The organism is Sinorhizobium sp. 8-89, from assembly GCF_030124325.1.
GTDB lineage: Bacteria > Pseudomonadota > Alphaproteobacteria > Rhizobiales > Rhizobiaceae > Sinorhizobium.
Map to the genome: position 1 here is coordinate 479,726 of NZ_JASKLR010000003.1, position 20,528 is coordinate 500,253.

21 protein-coding genes and 1 pseudogene are annotated in these 20,528 nt (G+C 63.7%); 7 read left to right on the top strand and 15 right to left on the bottom strand.

Annotated elements, in window-relative coordinates; translation table 11 throughout:
- Positions 1-80 precede the first annotated feature (80 nt).
- Positions 81-446 carry a hypothetical protein gene (locus QN219_RS09575; RefSeq protein WP_283999384.1) on the top strand — a complete coding sequence of 122 codons (366 nt, stop codon included), beginning with the start codon at positions 81-83 and terminating at the stop codon, positions 444-446.
- 358 nt (positions 447-804) lie between these two features.
- Complete coding sequence (locus QN219_RS09580; RefSeq protein ID WP_283999385.1) at positions 805-1,125, top strand: hypothetical protein; 321 nt, start codon at positions 805-807, stop codon at positions 1,123-1,125.
- Between the two features lie 79 nt (positions 1,126-1,204).
- Here the strand turns inward: QN219_RS09580 and QN219_RS09585 are convergent, their stop codons facing one another.
- Both QN219_RS09585 and QN219_RS09590 read right to left on the bottom strand, forming a co-directional pair.
- Positions 1,205-1,702, bottom strand: a complete 498-nt coding sequence (locus tag QN219_RS09585; RefSeq protein ID WP_283999386.1) for a CreA family protein — start codon at positions 1,700-1,702, stop codon at positions 1,205-1,207.
- 108 nt (positions 1,703-1,810) lie between these two features.
- Entirely contained in the window at positions 1,811-3,070 is a 1,260-nt protein-coding gene (locus tag QN219_RS09590) for a GGDEF domain-containing protein (RefSeq protein WP_283999387.1), read from the bottom strand.
- A 188-nt stretch (positions 3,071-3,258) separates the two neighbouring features.
- On the opposite strand from QN219_RS09590, the gene QN219_RS09595 reads away from it, so the two are divergent.
- From QN219_RS09595 to QN219_RS09605, 3 genes are all read left to right on the top strand, one after another.
- Positions 3,259-3,924 carry a phosphoribosyltransferase gene (locus QN219_RS09595; protein ID WP_283999388.1) on the top strand — a complete coding sequence of 222 codons (666 nt, stop codon included), beginning with the start codon at positions 3,259-3,261 and terminating at the stop codon, positions 3,922-3,924.
- A gap of 193 nt (positions 3,925-4,117) precedes the next feature.
- Positions 4,118-4,765 carry a cysteine hydrolase gene (locus tag QN219_RS09600; protein WP_283999389.1) on the top strand — a complete coding sequence of 216 codons (648 nt, stop codon included), beginning with the start codon at positions 4,118-4,120 and terminating at the stop codon, positions 4,763-4,765.
- 64 nt (positions 4,766-4,829) lie between these two features.
- Complete coding sequence (locus QN219_RS09605; protein ID WP_283999391.1) at positions 4,830-5,291, top strand: GNAT family N-acetyltransferase; 462 nt, start codon at positions 4,830-4,832, stop codon at positions 5,289-5,291.
- A 129-nt stretch (positions 5,292-5,420) separates the two neighbouring features.
- On the opposite strand, the gene QN219_RS09610 is transcribed toward QN219_RS09605, so the two are convergent.
- The 4 genes from QN219_RS09610 to QN219_RS09625 all read right to left on the bottom strand — a co-directional run bounded on the left by QN219_RS09610 (position 5,421) and on the right by QN219_RS09625 (position 9,721).
- Positions 5,421-7,991, bottom strand: coding sequence for a UvrD-helicase domain-containing protein (locus QN219_RS09610; RefSeq protein ID WP_283999392.1), 2,571 nt, complete (start codon positions 7,989-7,991; stop codon positions 5,421-5,423).
- A 223-nt stretch (positions 7,992-8,214) separates the two neighbouring features.
- Positions 8,215-8,625 (bottom strand): carboxymuconolactone decarboxylase family protein, encoded by a 411-nt coding sequence (locus QN219_RS09615; protein WP_283999393.1) that lies wholly within the window; start codon positions 8,623-8,625, stop codon positions 8,215-8,217.
- A gap of 41 nt (positions 8,626-8,666) precedes the next feature.
- Entirely contained in the window at positions 8,667-9,488 is an 822-nt protein-coding gene (locus QN219_RS09620) for a cyclase family protein (RefSeq protein ID WP_283999394.1), read from the bottom strand.
- Complete coding sequence (locus QN219_RS09625; RefSeq protein WP_283999395.1) at positions 9,458-9,721, bottom strand: hypothetical protein; 264 nt, start codon at positions 9,719-9,721, stop codon at positions 9,458-9,460. The genes QN219_RS09620 and QN219_RS09625 overlap by 31 nt, the downstream gene beginning before the upstream one ends.
- A gap of 59 nt (positions 9,722-9,780) precedes the next feature.
- Between QN219_RS09625 and QN219_RS09630 the strand changes: the two genes are divergently transcribed.
- Together QN219_RS09630 and QN219_RS09635 are read left to right on the top strand one after the other, a co-directional pair.
- Complete coding sequence (locus QN219_RS09630; RefSeq protein ID WP_283999396.1) at positions 9,781-10,977, top strand: efflux RND transporter periplasmic adaptor subunit; 1,197 nt, start codon at positions 9,781-9,783, stop codon at positions 10,975-10,977.
- On the top strand, positions 10,974-14,117 hold the full coding sequence (locus QN219_RS09635) for an efflux RND transporter permease subunit (RefSeq protein ID WP_283999397.1): 3,144 nt from the start codon (positions 10,974-10,976) through the stop codon (positions 14,115-14,117). The genes QN219_RS09630 and QN219_RS09635 overlap by 4 nt, the downstream gene beginning before the upstream one ends.
- 56 nt (positions 14,118-14,173) lie before the next feature.
- Here the strand turns inward: QN219_RS09635 and arsK are convergent, their stop codons facing one another.
- From arsK to QN219_RS09680, 9 genes and pseudogenes are all read right to left on the bottom strand, one after another.
- Positions 14,174-15,439 carry an arsenite efflux MFS transporter ArsK gene (arsK, locus tag QN219_RS09640; RefSeq protein ID WP_283999398.1) on the bottom strand — a complete coding sequence of 422 codons (1,266 nt, stop codon included), beginning with the start codon at positions 15,437-15,439 and terminating at the stop codon, positions 14,174-14,176.
- Positions 15,436-16,872 carry an FAD-dependent oxidoreductase gene (locus QN219_RS09645; protein ID WP_283999399.1) on the bottom strand — a complete coding sequence of 479 codons (1,437 nt, stop codon included), beginning with the start codon at positions 16,870-16,872 and terminating at the stop codon, positions 15,436-15,438. Before QN219_RS09645 ends, arsK begins: the two co-directional genes overlap by 4 nt.
- A 54-nt stretch (positions 16,873-16,926) precedes the next feature.
- Entirely contained in the window at positions 16,927-17,247 is a 321-nt protein-coding gene (locus QN219_RS09650) for a metalloregulator ArsR/SmtB family transcription factor (protein ID WP_283999400.1), read from the bottom strand.
- Positions 17,248-17,319: 72 nt separating this feature from the next.
- On the bottom strand, positions 17,320-18,027 hold the full coding sequence (arsH, locus tag QN219_RS09655; RefSeq protein WP_283999401.1) for an arsenical resistance protein ArsH: 708 nt from the start codon (positions 18,025-18,027) through the stop codon (positions 17,320-17,322).
- Positions 18,020-18,440 (bottom strand): annotated as a pseudogene (gene arsC / locus QN219_RS09660) (arsenate reductase (glutaredoxin)). Before arsC ends, arsH begins: the two are co-directional and overlap by 8 nt.
- Before the next feature lie 2 nt (positions 18,441-18,442).
- Positions 18,443-19,144: an MIP/aquaporin family protein gene (locus QN219_RS09665; RefSeq protein ID WP_283999402.1), complete on the bottom strand. Its 702-nt coding sequence runs from the start codon at positions 19,142-19,144 to the stop codon at positions 18,443-18,445.
- Between the two features lie 6 nt (positions 19,145-19,150).
- Positions 19,151-19,663, bottom strand: a complete 513-nt coding sequence (locus tag QN219_RS09670; protein ID WP_283999403.1) for an arsenate reductase ArsC — start codon at positions 19,661-19,663, stop codon at positions 19,151-19,153.
- A gap of 12 nt (positions 19,664-19,675) precedes the next feature.
- Positions 19,676-20,008 (bottom strand): helix-turn-helix transcriptional regulator, encoded by a 333-nt coding sequence (locus QN219_RS09675; protein ID WP_283999404.1) that lies wholly within the window; start codon positions 20,006-20,008, stop codon positions 19,676-19,678.
- Between the two features lie 61 nt (positions 20,009-20,069).
- On the bottom strand, positions 20,070-20,504 hold the full coding sequence (locus QN219_RS09680; RefSeq protein ID WP_283999405.1) for a DUF1772 domain-containing protein: 435 nt from the start codon (positions 20,502-20,504) through the stop codon (positions 20,070-20,072).
- Positions 20,505-20,528 lie beyond the last annotated feature (24 nt).

Genomic DNA, 20,528 nt, shown 5'->3' on the forward strand with positions numbered 1-20,528 from the left:
CCGCCAAAGGCGTTATACCAATTGTGACAAACGCAGTATCCGTTAGGAGGGGGATGCTGCTAGCGACACAGGAGAATGCCATGAGAGTTTCCATGAGAACATCTTTCGCTGCAATCGTCCTCTCAAGCGCCCTTGCAGGTGTCTCGGGTTCGGCCTTTGCCGACAGCTACTATCAGGGCATCGACCCGCATAATCCTCCAGGGACCCAGAACAGAGGAACAATGCTAGTACCGACGCAGCGGGCGCCCTATTATGTCGATGAAATGCCCACGGGCAGCATCTACGTCGATCCGATGTCGACAGGCAGCCTTTACGTCGATCCGAGATCGACAGGCAGCGTCAGTGGAGCCCCTGGCGAGGTGCGTGAGCACTACAGGAATGAATACCACGGTCCCGGTGAGGGCGACTACTATCAGGGTATCATGCCCCCGGCACCGGTTCCCTAAGCGGATAATCAATCCAACTCACCGATAAAGTTCTCCGGCGCTGGCTAGCGGGCCAGCGCTCAGGGGCGGTTTTCCAACTCCGGAAGAGCTTCGTCGCCGCGGCGTTACCTGCTTGCCAGACGGCTGTTTGTCGGGAAGGGCGCCGCGCTCCCAATACGCGTATGCAGACCAGGCAGGCGGGCCATAGGCGGTCCGTTTCGTGCGGCGTCAAGTTAAAGTTGCGTAATGTTCCATCACGGTTGGATGAGTCATTCGTGACAAAACGTCACCGCTTGCAAGCAACAACCGCTTCAAAATGGTGTTATCCTTTCCGCGTCCGTTGGAGGCCGGATGCGTAATGAACATAGGAGCCAATGTCATGAAAGTTTCGCTGAAAACATCACTTGTTGCATTTGCCCTGTCCTCCGTAGTCGGCGCCGCGGCGCCAGCCTTTGCGGACTCCTATTACCAGGGCATCGACCCGAACAACCCTCCGGGCACGCTGAACCAGATGCGAACCACGGCGATGCCGCAAAGCCCCGCTCCTGTCGATGAGATGCCGACAGGCAGCATCGACCGGGCGCCGACAGGCAGCATCGACAATGGTCGGGTCATATATCCGAATACCGGAACCTATCAGGAACGCTATGACCCGGGTGAAGGCGATTATTACCGCGGTATCGTCCCGCCGAAACCCTGACATTCGTCTAGTGTGAGCAATTCTCAAGGCGGGATGGGACTCCCGCCTTTCCTTTTGAGCGCCATTGCCTTTGAGCGGGCTACTGCGGGCGCCCATTCTCCCAGGTGACCGTCTGGCCAAAGAGCGGAACGGTGGTGATCGACATCTTGGCCGATCCGTCCGTCAATTGTCGCGAATGCGCGAGGTAGATCAGCGTGTCATTGGCCTTGTCGTAGATGCGGGTCACCAGGAGATCCTTCCAGATCAGCGACAGACCGGAGCGGAAGACCTCTTCTCCATCCCTGGACAGGTTGATGTCGCCGATGGTGATCGGCCCTGTCTGCCGGCAGGCGATCGAATTGTTGGAGGGATCTTCGAACCAGTTGCCGTTCTTCAGGCGGTCGATCACGCTGCGGTCGAAATAGGTGACGTGGCAGGTGACACCGTTGACCTTTGGGTCACGGACGGCGTCGATCTTGATGTCGTTGCCGAGCCAGTCGACGCCCACTTCGCCGACCGTTTCGGCGCGCGCGGGGAGGGACGCTATGGCACAGGCGGCCAGGGCGGCAAGGAGCAGGATGCGGATGGGGCGGAACATGAATATTCTCCGATGGATTGCAGCGTTGAGATAGGTGGCGGACGCGGCAAAACAAGGCGAAGGTGCGGCCCGCAGCTGCCTGCCAAAGCAGGCGGCAGGGCTTGAATGTCAGGATCGATGCCGGCGCGTCATGCGGCGCGGAGCAACACTTTCCCGCTCCGGGATATCGGACTGGCGCAACTGCGCCGCCGCTGCCGCGAGTGCGCGGGCGCTGGCGTCGATCTGGCGCTGCCTAGCGATCGTACAGCGGTCGCGGCCATCCGCCTTTGAATCGTAAAGCGCCAGATCGGCGCGGATCATCACGTCGGTAATCGTATCGCCCGGCGCTGCGGCCGCGATGCCGATGCTGACGGTCAGCCGGATGCGCTGGTGGACGCGGCCGACCGGCGTTTCACGCACGGTCCGGCAGATTGCCTCGGCGAGCGCCGTCGCCTGCTCTTCCGTGTGGTCGGGCAGGATCAGGCCGAACTCCTCGCCTCCGATCCGGCCAAAGGCACCGCGGCCATCGAGGAAGGCAGATACCGTCTCGGCGAAATGGGTGAGCGCGATGTCGCCGCAGGCGTGGCCGTAGTGATCATTGATCTGCTTGAAATAATCGAGGTCTAGCAGCAGGAAGGCAAGCGGCCGGCGCCGGGTCAGGCAATCCACGAAAATCCGCTCTCCCGCCTCGATCAGCGCCCCGCGCGACAGGGCACCGGTCAGTCCGTCGCGGGCGATGGTGATCCTGAGATTGGCGATCACGCGGCTCTGGACCGTGAGGATCACGGCGAGAAACAGGAGCGGCAGAAAAGCGACCCGCATCGCGGCAAGCCCGAATTCGAAGGCGATCGCTGCATGGGAAGCGGAAGCACCCGCTGCCTTCTGATGCCAGGGGCCAAGCGCATAGACGACAGCCGCGCAGCCGATCGCGGTGGAGGCGACGATGACCGCGTGGCTCAGAGGGTGCGCCTTCGGCCAGCGATCGAGCATGGCGAGACCGGCAACGAGGAGAAGGGCAGAATTAGTACCTGCGGCAATCAGCACGCGGGCGCCGAGCCCACCGTAGCCATTCAACGAGACAACCAGACCAACCGCGCCAGCCGCGAGTGCCAGTGCCGGGAAGAGGGAGGCAGGGGCCGACAGCGCGAGGAAGCCGCGGAATCCCAGAAGGATGAAGAGGCTCGCGGATATCAGCGTGGCGTAGCCGAGCATGGCGGGAAGGAAGGCCCGGGTTATTTCCGCCGCCATCATGGACGCTATTGCGAGCGCCGAGAGTGCACAGGCCAGGCAAAAGAACTGCACCCCGGCGACTGTCGAGCGCCGCAGCGACAAAAGAACCGGCAGAACCAGCAAAAGCGCAATGAACGATATGGCAGGGAGAAAGCTCATTTCGAAACGGCCTGTGCTAAAATAGAAAGGCGGCTTGCGTTCCAGCCAATATGGACGTCATTGGTACCTGTGGCGCATTAACGAAAGCCGGCGAATTTTGATGCAATTTTAGCGATTGGTTGACCGCGATGCGGTTGTCCTTGCGGAAGGGGAGAGCCGAAGCGGAAGGGCCGAAAGGAGCGGGTGCCATGTCCGGTGAAAGCATACCTTTTGCGGACAGGGTCGATGCGGGCCGAAAGCTCGCTCGCGCAATCGAGCGCGAAGGCTTTGCCGATCCCGTGGTGATGGCGCTGCCGCGCGGCGGCGTTCCGGTGGCCTTCGAGGTCGCCGCCTATCTCGGCGCGCCGCTCGAACTCCTGATCGTGCGCAAGGTCGGTGCGCCCGGGCATTCCGAGTTCGGCCTCGGCGCTCTCGTCGACGGCGAAGAGCCGCAACTCGTGCTGAACGAGGAGGCGATGCGCCTCGTGCGTCCACCCGAAGCCTATGTGAAGGCGGAAACCGAGCGCCAGCGGCTTGAACTTACGCGTCGCCGGGCGCTCTACGTCGGCGACCGGCCGCGCCTTTCGCCGAAGGGACGCAACGTCGTTCTCGTCGATGACGGTATCGCCACCGGCGGGACCGCCAAGGCGGCAATCCAGGCGCTGCGGCAGGAGGGCGCTGCGGCCCTGATGCTCGCCGTTCCGGTTGCGCCGCCGAGCGCCGTCGCCAGCCTGCGCCGGCAGGTCGATCGGATCGTCTGTCTTGCGAGCCCCAGCCCGTTCCATGCGGTCAGCATCTATTACGACGATTTCGAGCAGACGACGGACGCGGAGGTGGTTGCGCTCCTGAAGGAGGCGAGGGGCGATGGCCCGTGAGCTTCCGGCAGGACAAGATCGTCCGGCCGCGACGACATTCCGTCCCGCCGCATATCGTAGCCGTAAGAACAAACACATGCAGCAGTCCAAAGTGTTACAGTTTTTGCGCGTCTGACAGGACGCGCGGCGCTGTGGTCCAGCTTGAATTTTCGAACGCCCGCCTCATGTCTTTGACAAAGGAGAGGAGAGGCTGATGATCGCTGGACTTGGAATTGGAAGAACGTTGCGGGATTTTTGTCGTCCGCACCGGATGGCGCTCGTCGTCTATGACATGCAGGCCGGCATCGTCCAGCAGGTCAAGGACGGTGCGGAGATCACTGCCAAGGTCCTGAAGGTCATCGAGGCCGCCCGCGACGGCGGCTATCCGGTCATTTTCCTGCGGCACATGTCGATGCCGCGCGAATTGATGGGCGCGTTCCAGCTTCGTCAGGCGATGGCCTGGCAGGGCACGGACGATCCAGACGCGGTCACGCCCTGGTTCCTGCGTGGCACGCCAGGCTTCGAAATCGTTCCCGAACTAGCGCCCCGCGAAAACGAGGCCATCCTCGACAAGATCACCTTTTCGGCCTTCGAAGGCACGCCGCTCTCGATCATCCTGCGTGATCTCGGCATAACATCCTTCGCGATCTGCGGTATCGCTACCGAGATCGGCATCGATCCGACCGTGCGCCACGGCGCGGACCTCGGCTTCGTTCCGATCGTCATCCGCGACGCCTGCGGAGCGGGGCATCAGGAGGCGGCCGAGCGATCCTTCGACAACATCGCTTATATGGGTGACGCCATCCTCAGCGACGTGGAGGAGATTGTCGGGGCGATGAGAGGGCATCCCACCGCCGCATAGACCGGATCGGTGCCAGGGTTTATCCTCTCGCCCTCTGCAGGGCCTTTTCCGTAGGTTCGAAAAAATGACCGAAGACCTATCCATCCGGCCCGTCGTGCGCAGTGACTACGATCGATGGCTGCCGCTTTGGGAAGGCTACAACGCCTTCTACGGCCGCTTGGGCGAAACCGCGCTCACGTCGGACATCACGCTCATGACCTGGTCGCGCTTCTTCGATGCCTATGAACCGATGCATGCGCTGGTTGCCGAAAGCAAGGGCCGGCTGATCGGGCTGACGCATTATGTCTTTCACCGCAGCACCACCTCGATCCAGCCGAATTGCTATCTCCAGGATCTCTTCATCAACGATGCCGCGCGCGGCAAAGGCGTCGGCCAGGCGCTGATCAACGGTGTCTTTGACGCAGCGCGACGGGCAGGATCATCGCGCGTCTACTGGTTGACGCACGAGAGCAACGTCAAGGCGATGCGGCTTTACGACCAGGTGGCGCAGAAGTCCGGCTTCGTCATGTACAAGATGATGATTTGAGTGCCCCCTGTGCAGATCGTAACGGTGGAATCGGCGGCACCAAGCCACGGCGCATCGGCGCGGTGAATGGCCGAGCGTTGCGTTTGATGCCGCCGTGATCCGTCCAATGTGAAGGACGGATCGGCTTGATCACACCCGCTCGACAAACCCATCCAGCACGCGCTTCTGTCCGGCTCGATCGAAGTCGATTGTCAGTTTGTTGCCTTCGATCGCGGCGATGTTGCCGTTGCCGAATTTGAGGTGGAAGACGCGGTCGCCGATGTTGAAGCGGGAGGGCTCAGAGGTCGTCGACTTGGCGACCAATTCGCCTTCGATCATGCGGGTGCGGGGGCCGGACTCGCCGTAGCCGATACGCTCGACGGCGTGGCCGGAGCGGGTGCCCCAATTGTCGCGGGTGGCCTCCGAGCGGTGCTGCTGGGCCCGCTTCCAGCCGGGGGTCTGATAGGAGTTCTCGAAGGGATCGGCCTTGTCGAAACGCGATTGGCCATAGCCGCCGCGTCCGTAGCCGCCGTAGGAGACGTCCTGCTCGGCGACTTCCACATGGTCGATCGGCAGTTCGTCGAGGAAACGCGAAGGCATCGTGGATTGCCAGAGGCCGTGGATGCGGCGGTTCGAGACGAACCAGATATGACAGCGGCGCTTGGCGCGGGTGATGCCGACATAGGCGAGGCGGCGTTCTTCCTCAAGGCCGGCGCGGCCGCCCTCGTCGAGCGCGCGCTGGTGGGGGAAGAGGCCTTCCTCCCAGCCCGGCAGGAACACCGTGTCGAACTCCAGGCCCTTGGCCGAATGCAGCGTCATGATCGAGACGGCATCCATGTCTTCGTTCTGCTCGGCGTCCATGACGAGCGCGACATGTTCCAGGAAGCCGCGCATCGACTCGAAGGCCTCCATCGAGCGGATGAGTTCCTTCAGGTTTTCCAACCGCCCCGGGGCTTCCGCCGACTTGTCGGCCTGCCACATGGCGGTGTAGCCGCTCTCGTCGAGGATCTGCTCGGCGAGTTCGGTGTGCGGCGTCGTTTCGAGCAGCGTCTGCCACCGGCGGAAATCGGTGACGACGTCGAAGAGCGCCTTGCGCGCCTTCGGCTTCAACTCGTCGGTCTCGATGATCTCGGTCGCGGCGGCGAGCATCGGGATGTCACGGGCGCGGGCATAGTCGTGCAGCGTGCGCACCGTGGTGTCGCCCAGACCGCGCTTCGGCGTGTTGACGATGCGCTCGAAGGCGAGGTCATCGGCCGGCTGGCAGACGAGGCGGAAATAGGCCATGGCGTCACGGATTTCGAGCCGCTCGTAGAAGCGCGGGCCGCCGATGACGCGATAGTTGAGGCCGAGGGTGACGAAGCGGTCTTCGAATTCGCGCATCTGGAACGAGGCGCGCACCAGGATCGCGATGTCATTCAGGTTATGCTTCTGTCGCTGGAGCTGTTCTATCTCCTCGCCGACGGCGCGGGCTTCCTCTTCGGAATCCCAGGCGGCATGCACATGCACCTTCTCGTCGTCCGGATTGGTGCGCTCGGTGAAGAGCGTCTTGCCGAGCCGGCCTTCGTTATGGGCGATCAGATGCGCGGCGGCGCCGAGGATATGTTCGGTCGAGCGGTAGTTGCGCTCGAGCTTGATGACCCTGGCGCCGGGGAAGTCTTTCTCGAAGCGGAGGATGTTGTCCACCTCCGCCCCGCGCCAGCCATAGATCGACTGATCGTCGTCGCCGACGCAGCAGATGTTTATCTGCTGCTGTTTGTTTGCGCTCGCGCTGTCGCCGCTAGCACGGCTGCGCTCCGCGGGGGCGGACGAAACGTCGTCCGGCCAGCCCTGGCTGGCTCGGGCTTCGCCAGCGGGCGCGGCCCTCGCGACGGCAGCCTTGCCCTGCGGACGCTGCGCCAAGAGCCGCAGCCACATATACTGCGCAGTGTTGGTGTCCTGGTATTCGTCGACGAGGATGTAGCGGAATTTGCCGTGATATTCCCGGAGCACGTCCGGATTGGCGCGGAACATCCGGATCGGGTGCAGCAGCAGGTCGCCGAAATCGCAGGCGTTGAGCGTCAGGAGCCGGTTCTGGTAGGCGGCGTAGAGTTCGCGGCCCTTGCCGTTGGCGAAGGCGCGGGCGTCGCCTTCCGGAATCTGCGAGGGGTCGAGGCCCTTGTTCTTCCAGGTGTCGATCATGCCGGCGAATTGTTTTGCCGGCCACCGCTTGTCGTCGAGCCCTTCAGCCTGGATGAGCTGCTTGATCAGCCGCACGACATCGTCTGTGTCGAGGATGGTGAAATCCGACCTTAAGCCGACCAACTCCGCATGGCGGCGCAGGAGCTTGACGCCGATCGAGTGGAAGGTGCCGAGCCAGGGCATGCCTTCGACCGCATGGCCGACGAGCACGCCGATACGCTCCTTCATCTCGCGCGCGGCCTTGTTGGTGAAGGTGACTGCGAGGATCTGCGAGGGGAAGGCGCGGCCGGTCGAAAGGATATGGGCGATGCGGGTCGTCAGAACGCGGGTCTTGCCGGTACCGGCACCAGCGAGCACGAGCACAGGGCCTTCGAGCGTCTCGACAGCCTCGGTCTGCTCGGGATTGAGGCCGGAGAGGTAGTCCGGACGCTTGGCCTTGTCGCGGGCGGCCATGGCGCGCGCGGCGATACCGCCGGCGGCGGCGGGTTTGCGCGGCGCCGGCTCCTCGTCGAAGAAGGGAATGTCGTCAAAACCTTTGGTCATGCGGCCCAATGTAGTGATTCGGGACCGAAAGGCCAGAAAGGATGTTCCTCTTTTATTCCGGATTCTTCAAGCGCGAGAGCAAGCCTGTGGAAAGACTACAGCGCCGTGCTTCTTTTCAGAAGCACAAAAGATCGCTGTAGCTCTTTGAATTGCAGCATGTTTCTGTCCCTAATCGATTCCGATTGGGGACACATGTAGTGGCGTTTTGCTGCATCCGCAGTCATCAATTTTCGCCTGCCGCATCGAACGCTGGATCGACCGGGACCTGCAGCGCTGTTGCCAACTGATTGGTCTTGGCGGCAAGCGAGATGACGCGCAGGAGATCGGTGTGCTGCGCCTCTGTCATGCCCTTGGCCTTGGCCGCTGCCGTGTGGGAGTGGATGCAGTAGCCGCAGCCGTTGGTTACGGAAACGGCGATATAGAGCATTTCCTTCACCAGCGGATCGAGGGCGGAGGGTGTCGCCATCACCGCCTTCACTTCCGCCCAGGTTCGTTCCAGGAGCTCCATGTCGAAGGCGAGCCAGAGCCACATATTGTTGATGAAATCCGATTTCCGCGTGACGCGGATGTCGTCGAAGACCGCCTTTATGCGCGGGTCGGCTTCTGGATCGGGCGGCGGGACGACAGTGCTCATGCTTTCTCTCCGAGCTTACATTGCGTTTGCGCGACCGGTTGTCAGACGAGGGCGAAGACCCGGGCCGGGCCGCCGGTGCCGCCGCGGTGCTTCGGTGCACCGAGCACCAGGGTCGCGCCCTTGACCGGCAACTTGTCGAGATTGGCCGCGGCCTCGAGCCCCCAGCGGCCTTGCGGCAGCCAGGCATAATGGGTGGCGAAATCCGGCGAGGCGCCGAAATCGAGCGAAAGCGTATCGACGGCGATGCCGGCGGCCTGCGTTTCTTCGAGCAGGAACTTGGCAGCCTCTACGTGGAAGCCCGGGAAATGGAGCTTGCCTTCGGCGTCGGCATTGCGGAACTTATCGGTTCCGAGATGGCCGGCCCAGCCGGAAAGCATGGCGACGCAGGCGTTTTCCGGGATGTCGCCATTGACGCCGATCCATGCCTTGATGTCGTCGGGCGTTATCTGCGCATCGGCATTGCCTGCCGCTTTCTCTCGGATATCGACGACGCAGAGCGGCACCACGAGTTTCTCGACCGGCAGTTCTGCGACCGACATGCCGTCGGCGGAGAAATGCAGCGGCGCATCGACATGGGTCCCAGTATGTTCGTTCACCCGGAGTTCGAAGAGGTTGAACTTTTCCTTGGCGTAGCTGAACTTCTGCTCGCGGAAGAACTGCTGCTGACCGAAGTAGGTCGGGAACTCCTCGTAGAGTTCATGGGTGAGATCGGTCACGCTTGTGTGGCCGGCCGCAAGCGCCGGCGGTGCTATTCCCATGCCGGCGGCGGCGATACCCGCCGTGCCGGCCGCGGCGGCGCGGAAAAAGCCGCGCCGCGACAGCATTCGCTGTTTTACCGATTCCATGACGCATGCATCGCACATTGTTCTTCTCCCAGAATGAGCTGAACGAGGAAGCCGATCGGAAATGGTGAGGCCGAACACAGCATAGCCCAGCCGCGAAGCCTGTAAATATCGGTTGTCCAGTAAAACTCCTGCAATCGCTGCTTGATGGCGCGCGCCATCATGCCGCCAACAAATTCGCTTTTATTACAATTGCGTAATGATGGCATTCCGAGATTGCCCGAAGGCACGCAAATAACGATACTCGGGCGCATATCGGAACGCTCCGCCGGCACGGGCCGCGCTGGAGCGTGCTTTTCATTTGGAGATGTGAATGCGGCTTTGGAAGCAGCTGGCTGTCAGCTTCGTTGTGCTCACCGTGGGCGCGGTTGCCTGGGTGCGTTTCGCGCCCGGCGCGGGCGAAACGCTGGCGGCCATCGGCGTTTCGCACCCGCTGATCGATGCACTGTCGAAGCCGCAGGATGGCGAAGGCGGAAGCGGTGGACGGCGCAACGGCGGGCGCGGGCAGGGTGGCCAGGGCGGCTTCGGGGATGCGGCGCTGGTCGTCGTCAGGCCGTCGGCAAGCGCGATCGTCAACGACAGGCTCAACGCCATCGGCAATGGTGAAGCGATCCACTCCGTCACCGTGACGCCGACAGCGACCGGCAATCTCACCGAAATCCTGGTAAGGTCCGGCGACAGGATCGCAGAGGGCCAGGTGATCGCCAGGCTCGATAGCGATGACCAGCGGATTGCCGCCGAGCAGGCGAGGCTCACGCGCGACAGCGCGCAGGAAAAGGTGCAGCGCTATCGCAATCTCAGCACGGCACGGGCGGTGACGGCAGTCGAGGTCCGCGACGCGGAAATCGCGCTTCAGGCGGCAGAACTGGCGCTGAAAACGGCAGAGCTCGATCTCAGACGCCGCGATATCGTCGCGCCCTCGAAGGGCGTCGTCGGCATCATCACCGTCAATGTCGGTGACTACGTCACGACGTCGACGCCGATCGCGGTGGTGGACGACCGCTCGCAGATCCTTGTCGATTTCTGGGTGCCGGAACGCTTCGCCAGCAAGATTTTCGTCGGCCAGCCGGTGATGGCGAACGCGATCGCTCAAGCCGGGCGGCAGCTCGAAGGCGTGATCCACGCGATCGACAACCGTCTCGACCAGGCGAGCCGGACGCTTAGAGTCCGCGCGCGGCTCGAAAATCCCGATGACATGCTGCGGGCAGGCATGTCCTTCTCGGTCACCATGGCTTTCGACGGGGACCGTTATCCGACGGTCGATCCGCTCGCGATCCAGTGGAGCTCGGAAGGATCCTATATCTGGCGGGTCAACGGTGACCGCAGCGAGCGGGTGCCGGTCAAGATCATCCAGCGCAATCCGGACAAGGTGCTTGTCGACGCGTCTCTTGCCGAGGGCGACCGCATCGTGACCGAGGGCGTGCAGCGCCTGCGCGACGGCGGCGCGGTGCGCATTGCCGGTGAAAACCGGCCCGATCCTCAGCAGAAGGTCGCGGGAGAGGCGCAATGAACCTCGGAATCGGCGGCCATCACGGCAAGGGCGGAGGCCAGGGGGGAAAGACCGGCTTTACCGCGCTTTTCATCCGCCGGCCGATCTTCGCGCTGGTGGTCAACACGCTGATCGTCGTTGCAGGCCTTGCCGCCTGGAACGGCATCGAAATTCGCGAACTGCCGCAGGTCGACCAGCCTGTCGTGTCGGTGACGACCGAGTTCGAAGGCGCATCGCCTGAGACCATCGACCGGGAGGTGACCTCGGTGATCGAGGGGGCCGTCTCGCGCGTCCAGGGCATCAAGGGCATTTCCTCCAGCTCCTCCTTCGGGCGCAGTCGCGTGACGCTCGAATTCTCCGACACCACTGATATCGGCCAGGCGGCGAACGATATCCGCGATGCACTCGGCCGGATCGCGGGCCAGTTGCCGGATGACGCGGAGGAGCCGCGGATCGTGAAGGCGGACTCCGACAGCCAGCCCATCATACGCCTGGCGCTGACCTCCGATACCATGACGATGGAGGACATGACGCTGCTCGTCGAGAACGAGATCAGCGATCGGCTGGCGGCTGTCGAGGGCGTCGCCGACGTCACCGCATACGGCGAGCAGGAAAAGATCTTCCGCATCGACGTCAATCAGGCGAAGCTCGCCGGACGCGGCGTCACGGTCGCCAATCTTCGCGAGGCGCTCGCCGACGCCTCCTATGACGTGCCGGCCGGTTCGCTGACGAGCGCCAGCCAGGACATCTCGGTCCGCGCGACGGCGGACCTGCAGACACCCGAGCAGTTCGAAAATCTCATTCTCGGCGACAATGTCCGGCTGCGCGACGTCGCGACCGTGACGCTCGGCCCGGACACCGGCACGACCGCGCTGCGCTCCAATGGACGGCAGGGCATCGGCCTCGGCATCATCCGCCAGGCCCAGTCGAACACGGTCGATATCTCCGAAGGCGTGCGCAACGTGGTCGCCACGATCTCATCGGACATCCTTCCCGAGGGGACGGAACTAAAGATCACCAGCGATGATGCGGTGTTCATCAACGGCGCAATCCACGAGGTCGAGATCGCGCTTGCCGTCGCCGTCTTCATCGTCACCTTCGTCATCTATCTCTTCCTGCTCGACTGGCGGGCGACGCTGATACCGGCGATTTCGATGCCGATCGCGTTGATAGGCACGCTCGCGGCGATCTATCTCGCCGGTTTCTCGATCAATATCCTGACGCTGCTGGCGATCGTGCTGGCGACCGGCCTCGTCGTGGACGATGCCATCGTGGTCCTGGAAAACATCGTCCGGCGCCGGGCGGAAGGGCTTGGCCCCCGCGCTGCCGCCGTGCACGGCACACTCGAGGTGTTCTTCGCGGTGCTGGCGACGACGGCGACGCTTGCCGCCGTTTTCGTCCCTCTCTCGTTCCTGCCGGGACAGACGGGCGGGCTTTTCCGTGAATTCGGCTTCGTGCTCGCCTTCTCAATCCTGCTTTCATCCTTCGTGTCGCTGACGCTGTGCCCCATGCTCGCCTCGCGCATGCTGACGAAGGAGGCCCACGCACATGAGGGTGTGATGCAGCGTTTCGGCGCGCGGGCTGCCGCCTTTTATCGCACGACGCTTCGCGCGTGCCTCAACGCCCCGCTCATTGTTTTCGTGGTCGCTGCCTTCTTTACCATGGCGGGCGCGGCAGGGTTCCTGACGCTCAAATCAGAGCTGACGCCGAACGAAGACCGTTCGCAGGTCATGCTCAGGATCAACGCGCCGCAGGGCGTCTCGCTCGAATATGCGCAGGCCCAGATGCGTCGCATCGAGGAGGGGCTTCAGCCGCTCGTCCGGTCCGGCGAGATCAGCAACGTCTTTTCGATCTCCGGGCAAGGCGGCTCGGCCAATAGCGGGTTCATGGTGTTGACGCTCGCCCCGTGGGAGGAGCGGGAGCGCACGCAGCAGCAGATCGTCGCCGACATAAACAAGGTGACCGCGGCCATTCCTTCCGTCCGCGCCTTCACCATCCAGGCGAACAGCCTCGGTATTCGCGGTGCCGGCAGCGGCCTCCAGGTGGCGCTGGTCGGCAACGATTATACGAAGCTCGGCGACGCGGCGGCAAAGCTCCTTCGCGCGATCGAGGACACCGGCCGCTTCGAGAACGTGCGGCTCAACTACGAGGCCAACCAGGCGCAACTGTCGGTGACGATCGACCGCGAGCGCGCGTCTGATCTCGGCGTCGACATCAGCGGCCTGTCCTGGGCGCTTCAAGCGATGCTCGACGGCAGCAGCGTTGTCGATATCTTCGTCGAGGGCGATGCCTATCCGGTCAAGCTGCTTTCGTCGACCACGCCGCTCAACGACCCGACGGACCTGCAGAACATCTTCGTCAAGGCCCGCGACGGCCGCATCGTGCCTATGTCGACCATCGCGACGATCGAGGAAAAGGCCGTGGCGCCCCAGCTCTCGCGCGAGTCACAGCTTCGCGCCGTGTCGCTTTCGGCCGGCCTGAAATCGGACCTGGCGCTCGGCGAGGCGCTGTCGATGGTGGAGGAGATGGCGGAACCGCTGCTGCCACCGGGATCGCGCGTGATGCCGCTGGCCGAAGCCGCGACGCTCGACGAGAATGCCAATGGCCTGTTCATCACCTTCGGCTTTGCGATCGTCATCATCTTCCTGGTGCTCGCAGCACAGTTCGAAAGCTTCATCAGCGGTGTCATCATCATGTCGACGGTGCCGCTCGGGCTCGCTTGCGCCGTCTTCGCGATGATTGTGACCGGCAACACGCTGAACATCTACAGCCAGATCGGGCTCGTCATGCTGGTCGGCATCATGGCGAAGAACGGCATCCTGATCGTAGAGTTTGCCAATCAGCTGCGCGACCGCGGCCAGGATGTGCGCAGCGCCATCGAGAACGCCGCCAATATCCGCCTGAGACCCGTGATGATGACGATGATCGCGACCGTCGTCGGCGCTGTACCGCTGGTTCTGGCGAGCGGGGCAGGGGCCGAGGCGCGCATCGCACTCGGTTGGGTGCTCGTCGGCGGGCTGGGCCTTGCGGTGATCGTGACCCTCTACCTCACGCCGGTCGCCTATCTCGTCATCGCACGCTTCACCAAGCCGCACGCGGACGAGGAGCGCAAGCTGCACGAGGAAATGGACGCTGCCGCAGCAGCGGTTGAAGCGCTGTAATCCCGCGTCTAACTCTGAAACGAGCGGACGGAAAACCGTTACGCACCTGGAATTGCTTAAAGCTGCAAGTGGATGCGGGCGTCGCTGCCGATGGGCGCCCGGTCTCCAGCCGCGCTTTCGTGCCTCCGCCTGATCAAGGCGATCCCTGAAAAGGTCGCCACGCCGATCGCGCCGAGCGCAACCATTGCCCAGAGCGACGGGGTAACGCCCGTCCCAGCCATCGCCAGCGCCAGCGCGAAGGGAGCGAGGGCCGACGAAACCTGCCGGGCAGCGGTAACCCAGCCGAGCCGGGCACCGTATCCTTCGCGGCCGAACAGCTCGAGCGGCAGCGTGCCGCCGACGATGCTGGTGAGGCCGGAGCCAAGTCCGAACAGGATTGCGAAGACGATTGCCCCGGGCATCGACGGGTTCGTCGTCAAGAGAACGATGAGCGCGAGCGGCAGCAAGGTTGCGGCGATGAGCGCCAGCCAGACCTGCCGCAGCCCGCGGCCGAACAGCATGTTGACCAGCCGGCTTGCCACCTGCGCCGGCCCGAAGAGGCTGGCGACGAGAAGACCGGCCGTTCCCATGCCGAGCGCCGACGTCAAAGGCACCATGTGGATGAGGATCGACGACAGGACGAAGCCTTCGACCGCAAAACCGGTGAGCATCAGTAGGAAAACGATGGAGCGGTCTTGTGATGCGACGGCGATCGGTCGTTCGTGCGTTGCCGTCGCAATTGCCGCCAAGAATGGAGCGGCGACTGCCGCGCGGCGCGTCAACCGCGCGATCCAGGCATGGATCGGCAGGCAGAGGACAAGGTGCATCGCGGCAAAAGCGACGTAAACCTCTCGCCAGGAGAAGCTTTGATGCATCGCGCTCGTCAGCGGCCAGAAGAGCGTTGAGGCGAAGCCGGCGATCAAGGTCAGGTGGGTGATGCTTCGCTGCGCATTGCTGCCGCCGAACTGCACGACTGCGACGAAGGCGGCGCTATAGAGCACGAAGGAAGACGCGAGTTCCATCGCCACGAGCGCGAGCACGAAGGCCGAGCGGCCGGGCGCGGCCGCGCAGGCAAGAAGCGCCACGGCCGCGCCGGCCGATCCAAGTGTCATGATGCGGCCGGCGCCGAGGCTGTCCGCCCATTTTCCCGCGATCGGCGCAAAGAGACCGCCGATGAGCAGCGCGACGGAGAGCGCGCCGAAGACCCATTGCTCCGGCCATTCGAGCTCGCGCGCCATGTCGGGCGCGAGAATGCTGAAGCTGTAATACAGCGTGCCGTAGCCGACGATCTGCGTCAGGCCCAAGGCCCAAAGCGCCGCGGCGGGTATCCTGCGTTCGCTCATCCGGCGGTTTCCACGATCCGGTCGGTTCCGCCGCTCCTTGGCATCTCCGCGGGCCCGCCGCAACCGCATCCTGACCTGTTGACCGCCTTCGCTTCGGCATCCGCGGCGCAGCAGGCATCGACGGCTGCGGGCGCCGGCCCGCCGCAGCACCCGGCGGAACGATCGGAGCCGACAATATGGTCGGCGCTGCAAACACCGGTCTCCGGAAGCACGAGGCGCACCTCGCGTGCCGCTTCGTGGTCACCGGCGATCTCGGCGACGACGGAGCGCACTTGCTCGTATCCGGTCGCCATCAGGAAAGTCGGCGCACGTCCATAGGATTTTGAGCCGACGATCGTAAAACCCGGCTCCGGATGGGCGAGTTCGACAGCGCCGTGAGGCGGAACTGTGCCGCAGGAATGGAAATTCGGATCGATCAGTGGAGCGAGCGCTGGCGGCGCTTCGACGGCTGGGTCCAGCGCAAGCCGCAGTTCCCGCAGGAACGAGAAGTCAGGCCGGAATCCGGTCGCCACGACGATTCGATCCACGGTGATCGAGAACGGCTTGCCATCGAGCAGTGCCATCACGGCGAGGCGACGTTCCCGGAGCGAAATGCGTTCGACGGCGAAGGGGGCCAGCATGGTCAGCCGGTTCTCGTTCATAGCCCGTCTGGCCGCAAGGCCGAGCGCACCGCGGGCCGGCAACTGGTCGTTCAGCCCGCCGCCGAGCAGCCGCTCGACGCCTTTGCGACGGAGCGCCCAGAGAACCTCCGTTCCTGGCGCCGTCTTCTGAAGCTCCATCAGCGCCAGGGCCGTGTTGATGGCCGAGTGGCCTCCGCCGATGACCAGCACGCGCTTGCCCGCATAGTCCATGCGCCGCGCGCCGCCGACGTCGGGAATGCCGTAGGCGATTTGATCCCGCGCCGCAGCCTCTCCGGCGACGGTCAGGCCGTCGATGCCGATCGGATTGGGCTGCGTCCAGGTGCCGGAGGCGTCGATGACTGCGCGGGCGCGGACCTGCTCTTCGTTGTCGTTATGGTCTGCAAAGCGGACGATGAAGGGGGCTGTGGCACGGTTGGCCGAGGAGACCTTGTCCAGCCCCTCGCGCGTGACGGCGACGACGGTCGAGCCCAGGCGGATGTTCGGCGCGATCGCGGGCAGGGCGGCAAGCGGGGTCAGGTAGTCCCGCACGATTTCGCTTCCCGTCGGCAGTCCGTCGCCGGCGGGTGCCTGCCAACCTGCAGCCTCGAGGAGCGAGCGTGCGGCGGGGTCGATGTTGTAGGTCCAGGGCGAAAAGACCTGGACGTGGCCCCATTCCAGTAGAGAGGTCCCGACTACGTCGCCGCGTTCGAAGACGATCGGCTCGATGCCGCGGGCGACGAGATGTGCGGCCGCCGCCAAACCGACCGGGCCTGCTCCGATAACGGCAACGGGAAGTGCGGCACTACTGCTCATGTCTTCTCCTTCCATATTTCCGGTATATTCGAATTATCGGGGCAAAAAAAGGGGTCAGGCCGCGACCTCCTTCTCGGCCGTCCCGCATCGGGAATCGGCACAGCATTCGTCGACGAGATAGCCGACCAGCGCCTGCATACCGGGATAATTGGCGCGGCAGATCAGCGTCGTTGCCTGCCGCTCCTGCGTCACGAGGTCGGTGTCGACCAGGCGCTTGAGGTGATGCGAGAGCGTTGACGCCGCGATTTCGAGCTTCTCCTGGATGCGCCCGACGGCAAGCCCGTCCTCGCCCGCCCGGACGAGCGTCCGGTAGAGCTGCAGGCGGGTGGGATTGCCCAGTGCTTCGAGCTGGGCGGCTGCTTTTTCGAGTTTCATGGAAACAAGCGTAACAGCGCTGAAGATGGAGTCAAGGCTATTTCGATGGAACTCGAAATAGCCTTGACCGCGTCAAATCGACTTTAACGAAACCCGCTGCTCGAGTTTGGCGGCCTCCTCCTTCCGCTCGCTGTAGCGGTCGGTCAGATAGTCCGAGACGTCGCGGGTGAGAAGCGTGAACTTGACCAGTTCCTCGCAGACATCGACGACCCTGTCATAGTAGGAGGAAGGCTTCATGCGGCCGTCGGCGTCGAATTCCTGAAACGCCTTGGCGACGGAACTCTGGTTGGGAATGGTGATCATCCGCATCCAGCGGCCGAGCACGCGCATCTGGTTGACGGCATTGAAGGATTGCGAGCCGCCGGACACCTGCATGACGGCCAGTGTCTTTCCTTGCGTCGGGCGAATCGAGCCGACCGAAAGCGGTATCCAGTCGATCTGCGCCTTCATGATGCCGCTCATCGCACCGTGACGCTCCGGACTCGCCCAGACCTGGCCCTCCGACCATTGGGAAAGCTCCCGAAGCTCGTGGACCTTGGGATGGTTCACGGGCGCGCCATCCGGCAGCGGCAGCCCGGCCGGATCGAAGATACGCACCTCGCAGCCGAAATGCGTAAGCAGACGCGCCGCTTCCTGCGCCAGCAGCCGACTGTAGGAAACCGCACGCAGCGAGCCGTAGAGGATGAGGATGCGCGGCGGATGCGTCGCGAATGGCGGGCGCAGCGCCTCCCTGTCGGGAAGGCGCAGGTGCTCCGGGGATGCTGCTGGCAGATCAGACAATGCGCTTGCCTTCGTCGTCCAGTACCTTTTCACCGTCCTCCTTGCTGAACGGCCCCTTGTGCGTGTCCGGCAGGATCTCGAGCAAGCTCGGAGGGCCGCGAGAGTCGGGTGCCGAGCGGCGTCACCACGAACGGCCGATTGATCAGGATCGGGTGCTCGAGCATCGCGTCCAGCAACTGGTCGTCCGTCAATGCCGGATCGTCGAGGCCGAGTTCCTCATAGGGTGTGCCCTTCTCGCGGATCGCTTCACGCACCGTCAGGCCCGCATCGGCGATCATCCGGACGAGTTCGTCGCGCGATGGCGGCGTCTTCAGATATTCGATGACGGTCGGCTCGATCCCGGCGTTGCGGATCATCCCCAGCGTGTTGCGGGAGGTGCCGCAGGCGGGATTGTGATAGATCTTGACGTCCATGGTCATTCAGCACCTTTCAGCTCGTTGAGCGCTTGAATTCTCGGTTTCTCCTCCGTCAGCATCCAGCCGGCAAGCGCCATCGCCAGCAATGCACCGAAAATCTCGGCGAGGATGAACCCGGGCAGGTCGACGGGGCGGATGCCCGCAAAGGTGTCCGACAGTGCGCGCGCAATCGCGACCGCCGGATTGGCGAAGGAGGTCGATGCGGTGAACCAGTAGGCGGCCGTGATATAGAGCCCGACCAGCCATGGAATGGCATCCGACCGGAACCGAAGCCCGGCGAGGATGGTGAGGACGAGGCCGAAGGCGGCGACTGCCTCGGCGAGCCACTGGCCGGTACCGGTGCGCGCGGTCGCGGAAATCTGGATCAACGGAAGCTCGAACATGGCGTGCGCGACGACCGACCCGGCGATGCCGCCGACGATCTGCGCGACGACATAGAAGAGTGCCGCATTCGCCTCGATCTTGCGCCGGAGCGCAAAGACCATCGTCACGGCCGGGTTGAAATGCGCGCCGGAGAGTGGTCCGAGAACGGTGATCAGCACGACGAGGATCGCCCCCGTTGGGATCGTATTGCCGAGCAACGAAAGCGCCACGTCATCCGTGAGCCTGTCAGCCATGATCCCGGAGCCGACGACGGTGGCGACGAGCATGGCGGTGCCGAGCGCTTCGGCCGCGAGGCGGCGGGGGAGATCGAATGCCATCGTCGGTCAGCCCGCGTTCGGCCTATCGCGGCCGATCTCGTCGAGGCGCTGCTTGAGGGCGAGCTTGTCGAGAGAGCTCATCGGCAGGCTGATGAAGGTCGAGATCCGGGTGTTCAGCATCCGATAGGCTTCAGCAAAGGCAAAGTGTTTTTCCGGCTCGCTGCCTTCCGCCGCGGCCGGATCCGGCACGCCCCAATGCGCAGATACCGGCTGCCCCGGCCAGACGGGGCAGGCTTCATTGGCAGCATCGTCGCAGACGGTGAAGACAAAATCCATTTTCGGCGCATCCGGAGTTGCGAACTCGTCCCAGCTTTTGGAGCGCGCGAAGGAAGTGTCGTAGTTGAGGCTCTGAAGGAGTTCCAGGGCGAGGGGATGAACTTTGCCCTTGGGTTGGGATCCGGCCGAAAATGCCTTGAACTTGCCTTGGCCGAGTCGATTGAGGAGCGCCTCGGCCATGATCGAACGCGAGGAATTGGCGGTGCAAAGAAAAAGAACGTTGAATGGCTTATGGTCGGTCACGATTGTTCCTCCTCAACAATTGCAGGTTACGGCCTGGATGACCGGACGGCATAGTTCGGGATTGCCGTTGCAGCAGTCTTCCATGAGATAGGCGAGCAGGTCGCGGAAGCCGGTCATGTCGGCGACGTAGCGCACTGTCCGCCCGTCGCGTTCGGCGTGCACGAGACCGGCTTGGTCGAGCACCTTCAGATGCGCCGACGTGGTGTTCTGGACGGTGCCGATCCGCGCGGCGATCTCGCCGGCCGGGACGCCATCCGGTCCGGCGCGCACCAGGAGGCGGAAGACTTCGAGCCGGGTGTCCTGGCCAAGGGCGGCGAGCGCGGCGAGGGCTGTTTTCTTTTTCATATATCCAGAAATCCAGATTTATGGATATGTTAGTCGCCATTCATGACGGTTTGATGACGGCTCAGAACCCGCGCGATGCGGCAATCAGATAGATTGCCGCCGCTACCGCGCCGAGCGCGCTTCGGCCGGCATGGAGCGTGCCCCAGCGCACGAGAAGCGCACGGGTCTCATCCCCGGCCTCTTCCGGGCGCGTCGCTTCCAGGCGCCGATTGACGGGCATGATGGCGAGCAGGGTGTAGGGCCAGTTCAGAATGATAATCGCCGCCCCGAGACCCCAGAGCGGATTGCCCGTCTGCCACCATGCCGAGGCGCCGAGGAGGCCGGAAACGATCGCGAGCGAAGCCTGCATTTCGAAGCCGCGCCGATAGGCGGGACCCCACTCGGCAAGCGCCGCGCGGTCATCCAGCCCGAGCCGCGCCGGCTGTTCGGCGACGTTGATGTAAATGGCGGCGCCGAAGAAGACGGACGCCGTGAGCAGGGCGAGCAATCCAAGCATGCGACCTTCTCCCTCAGCGCGGAC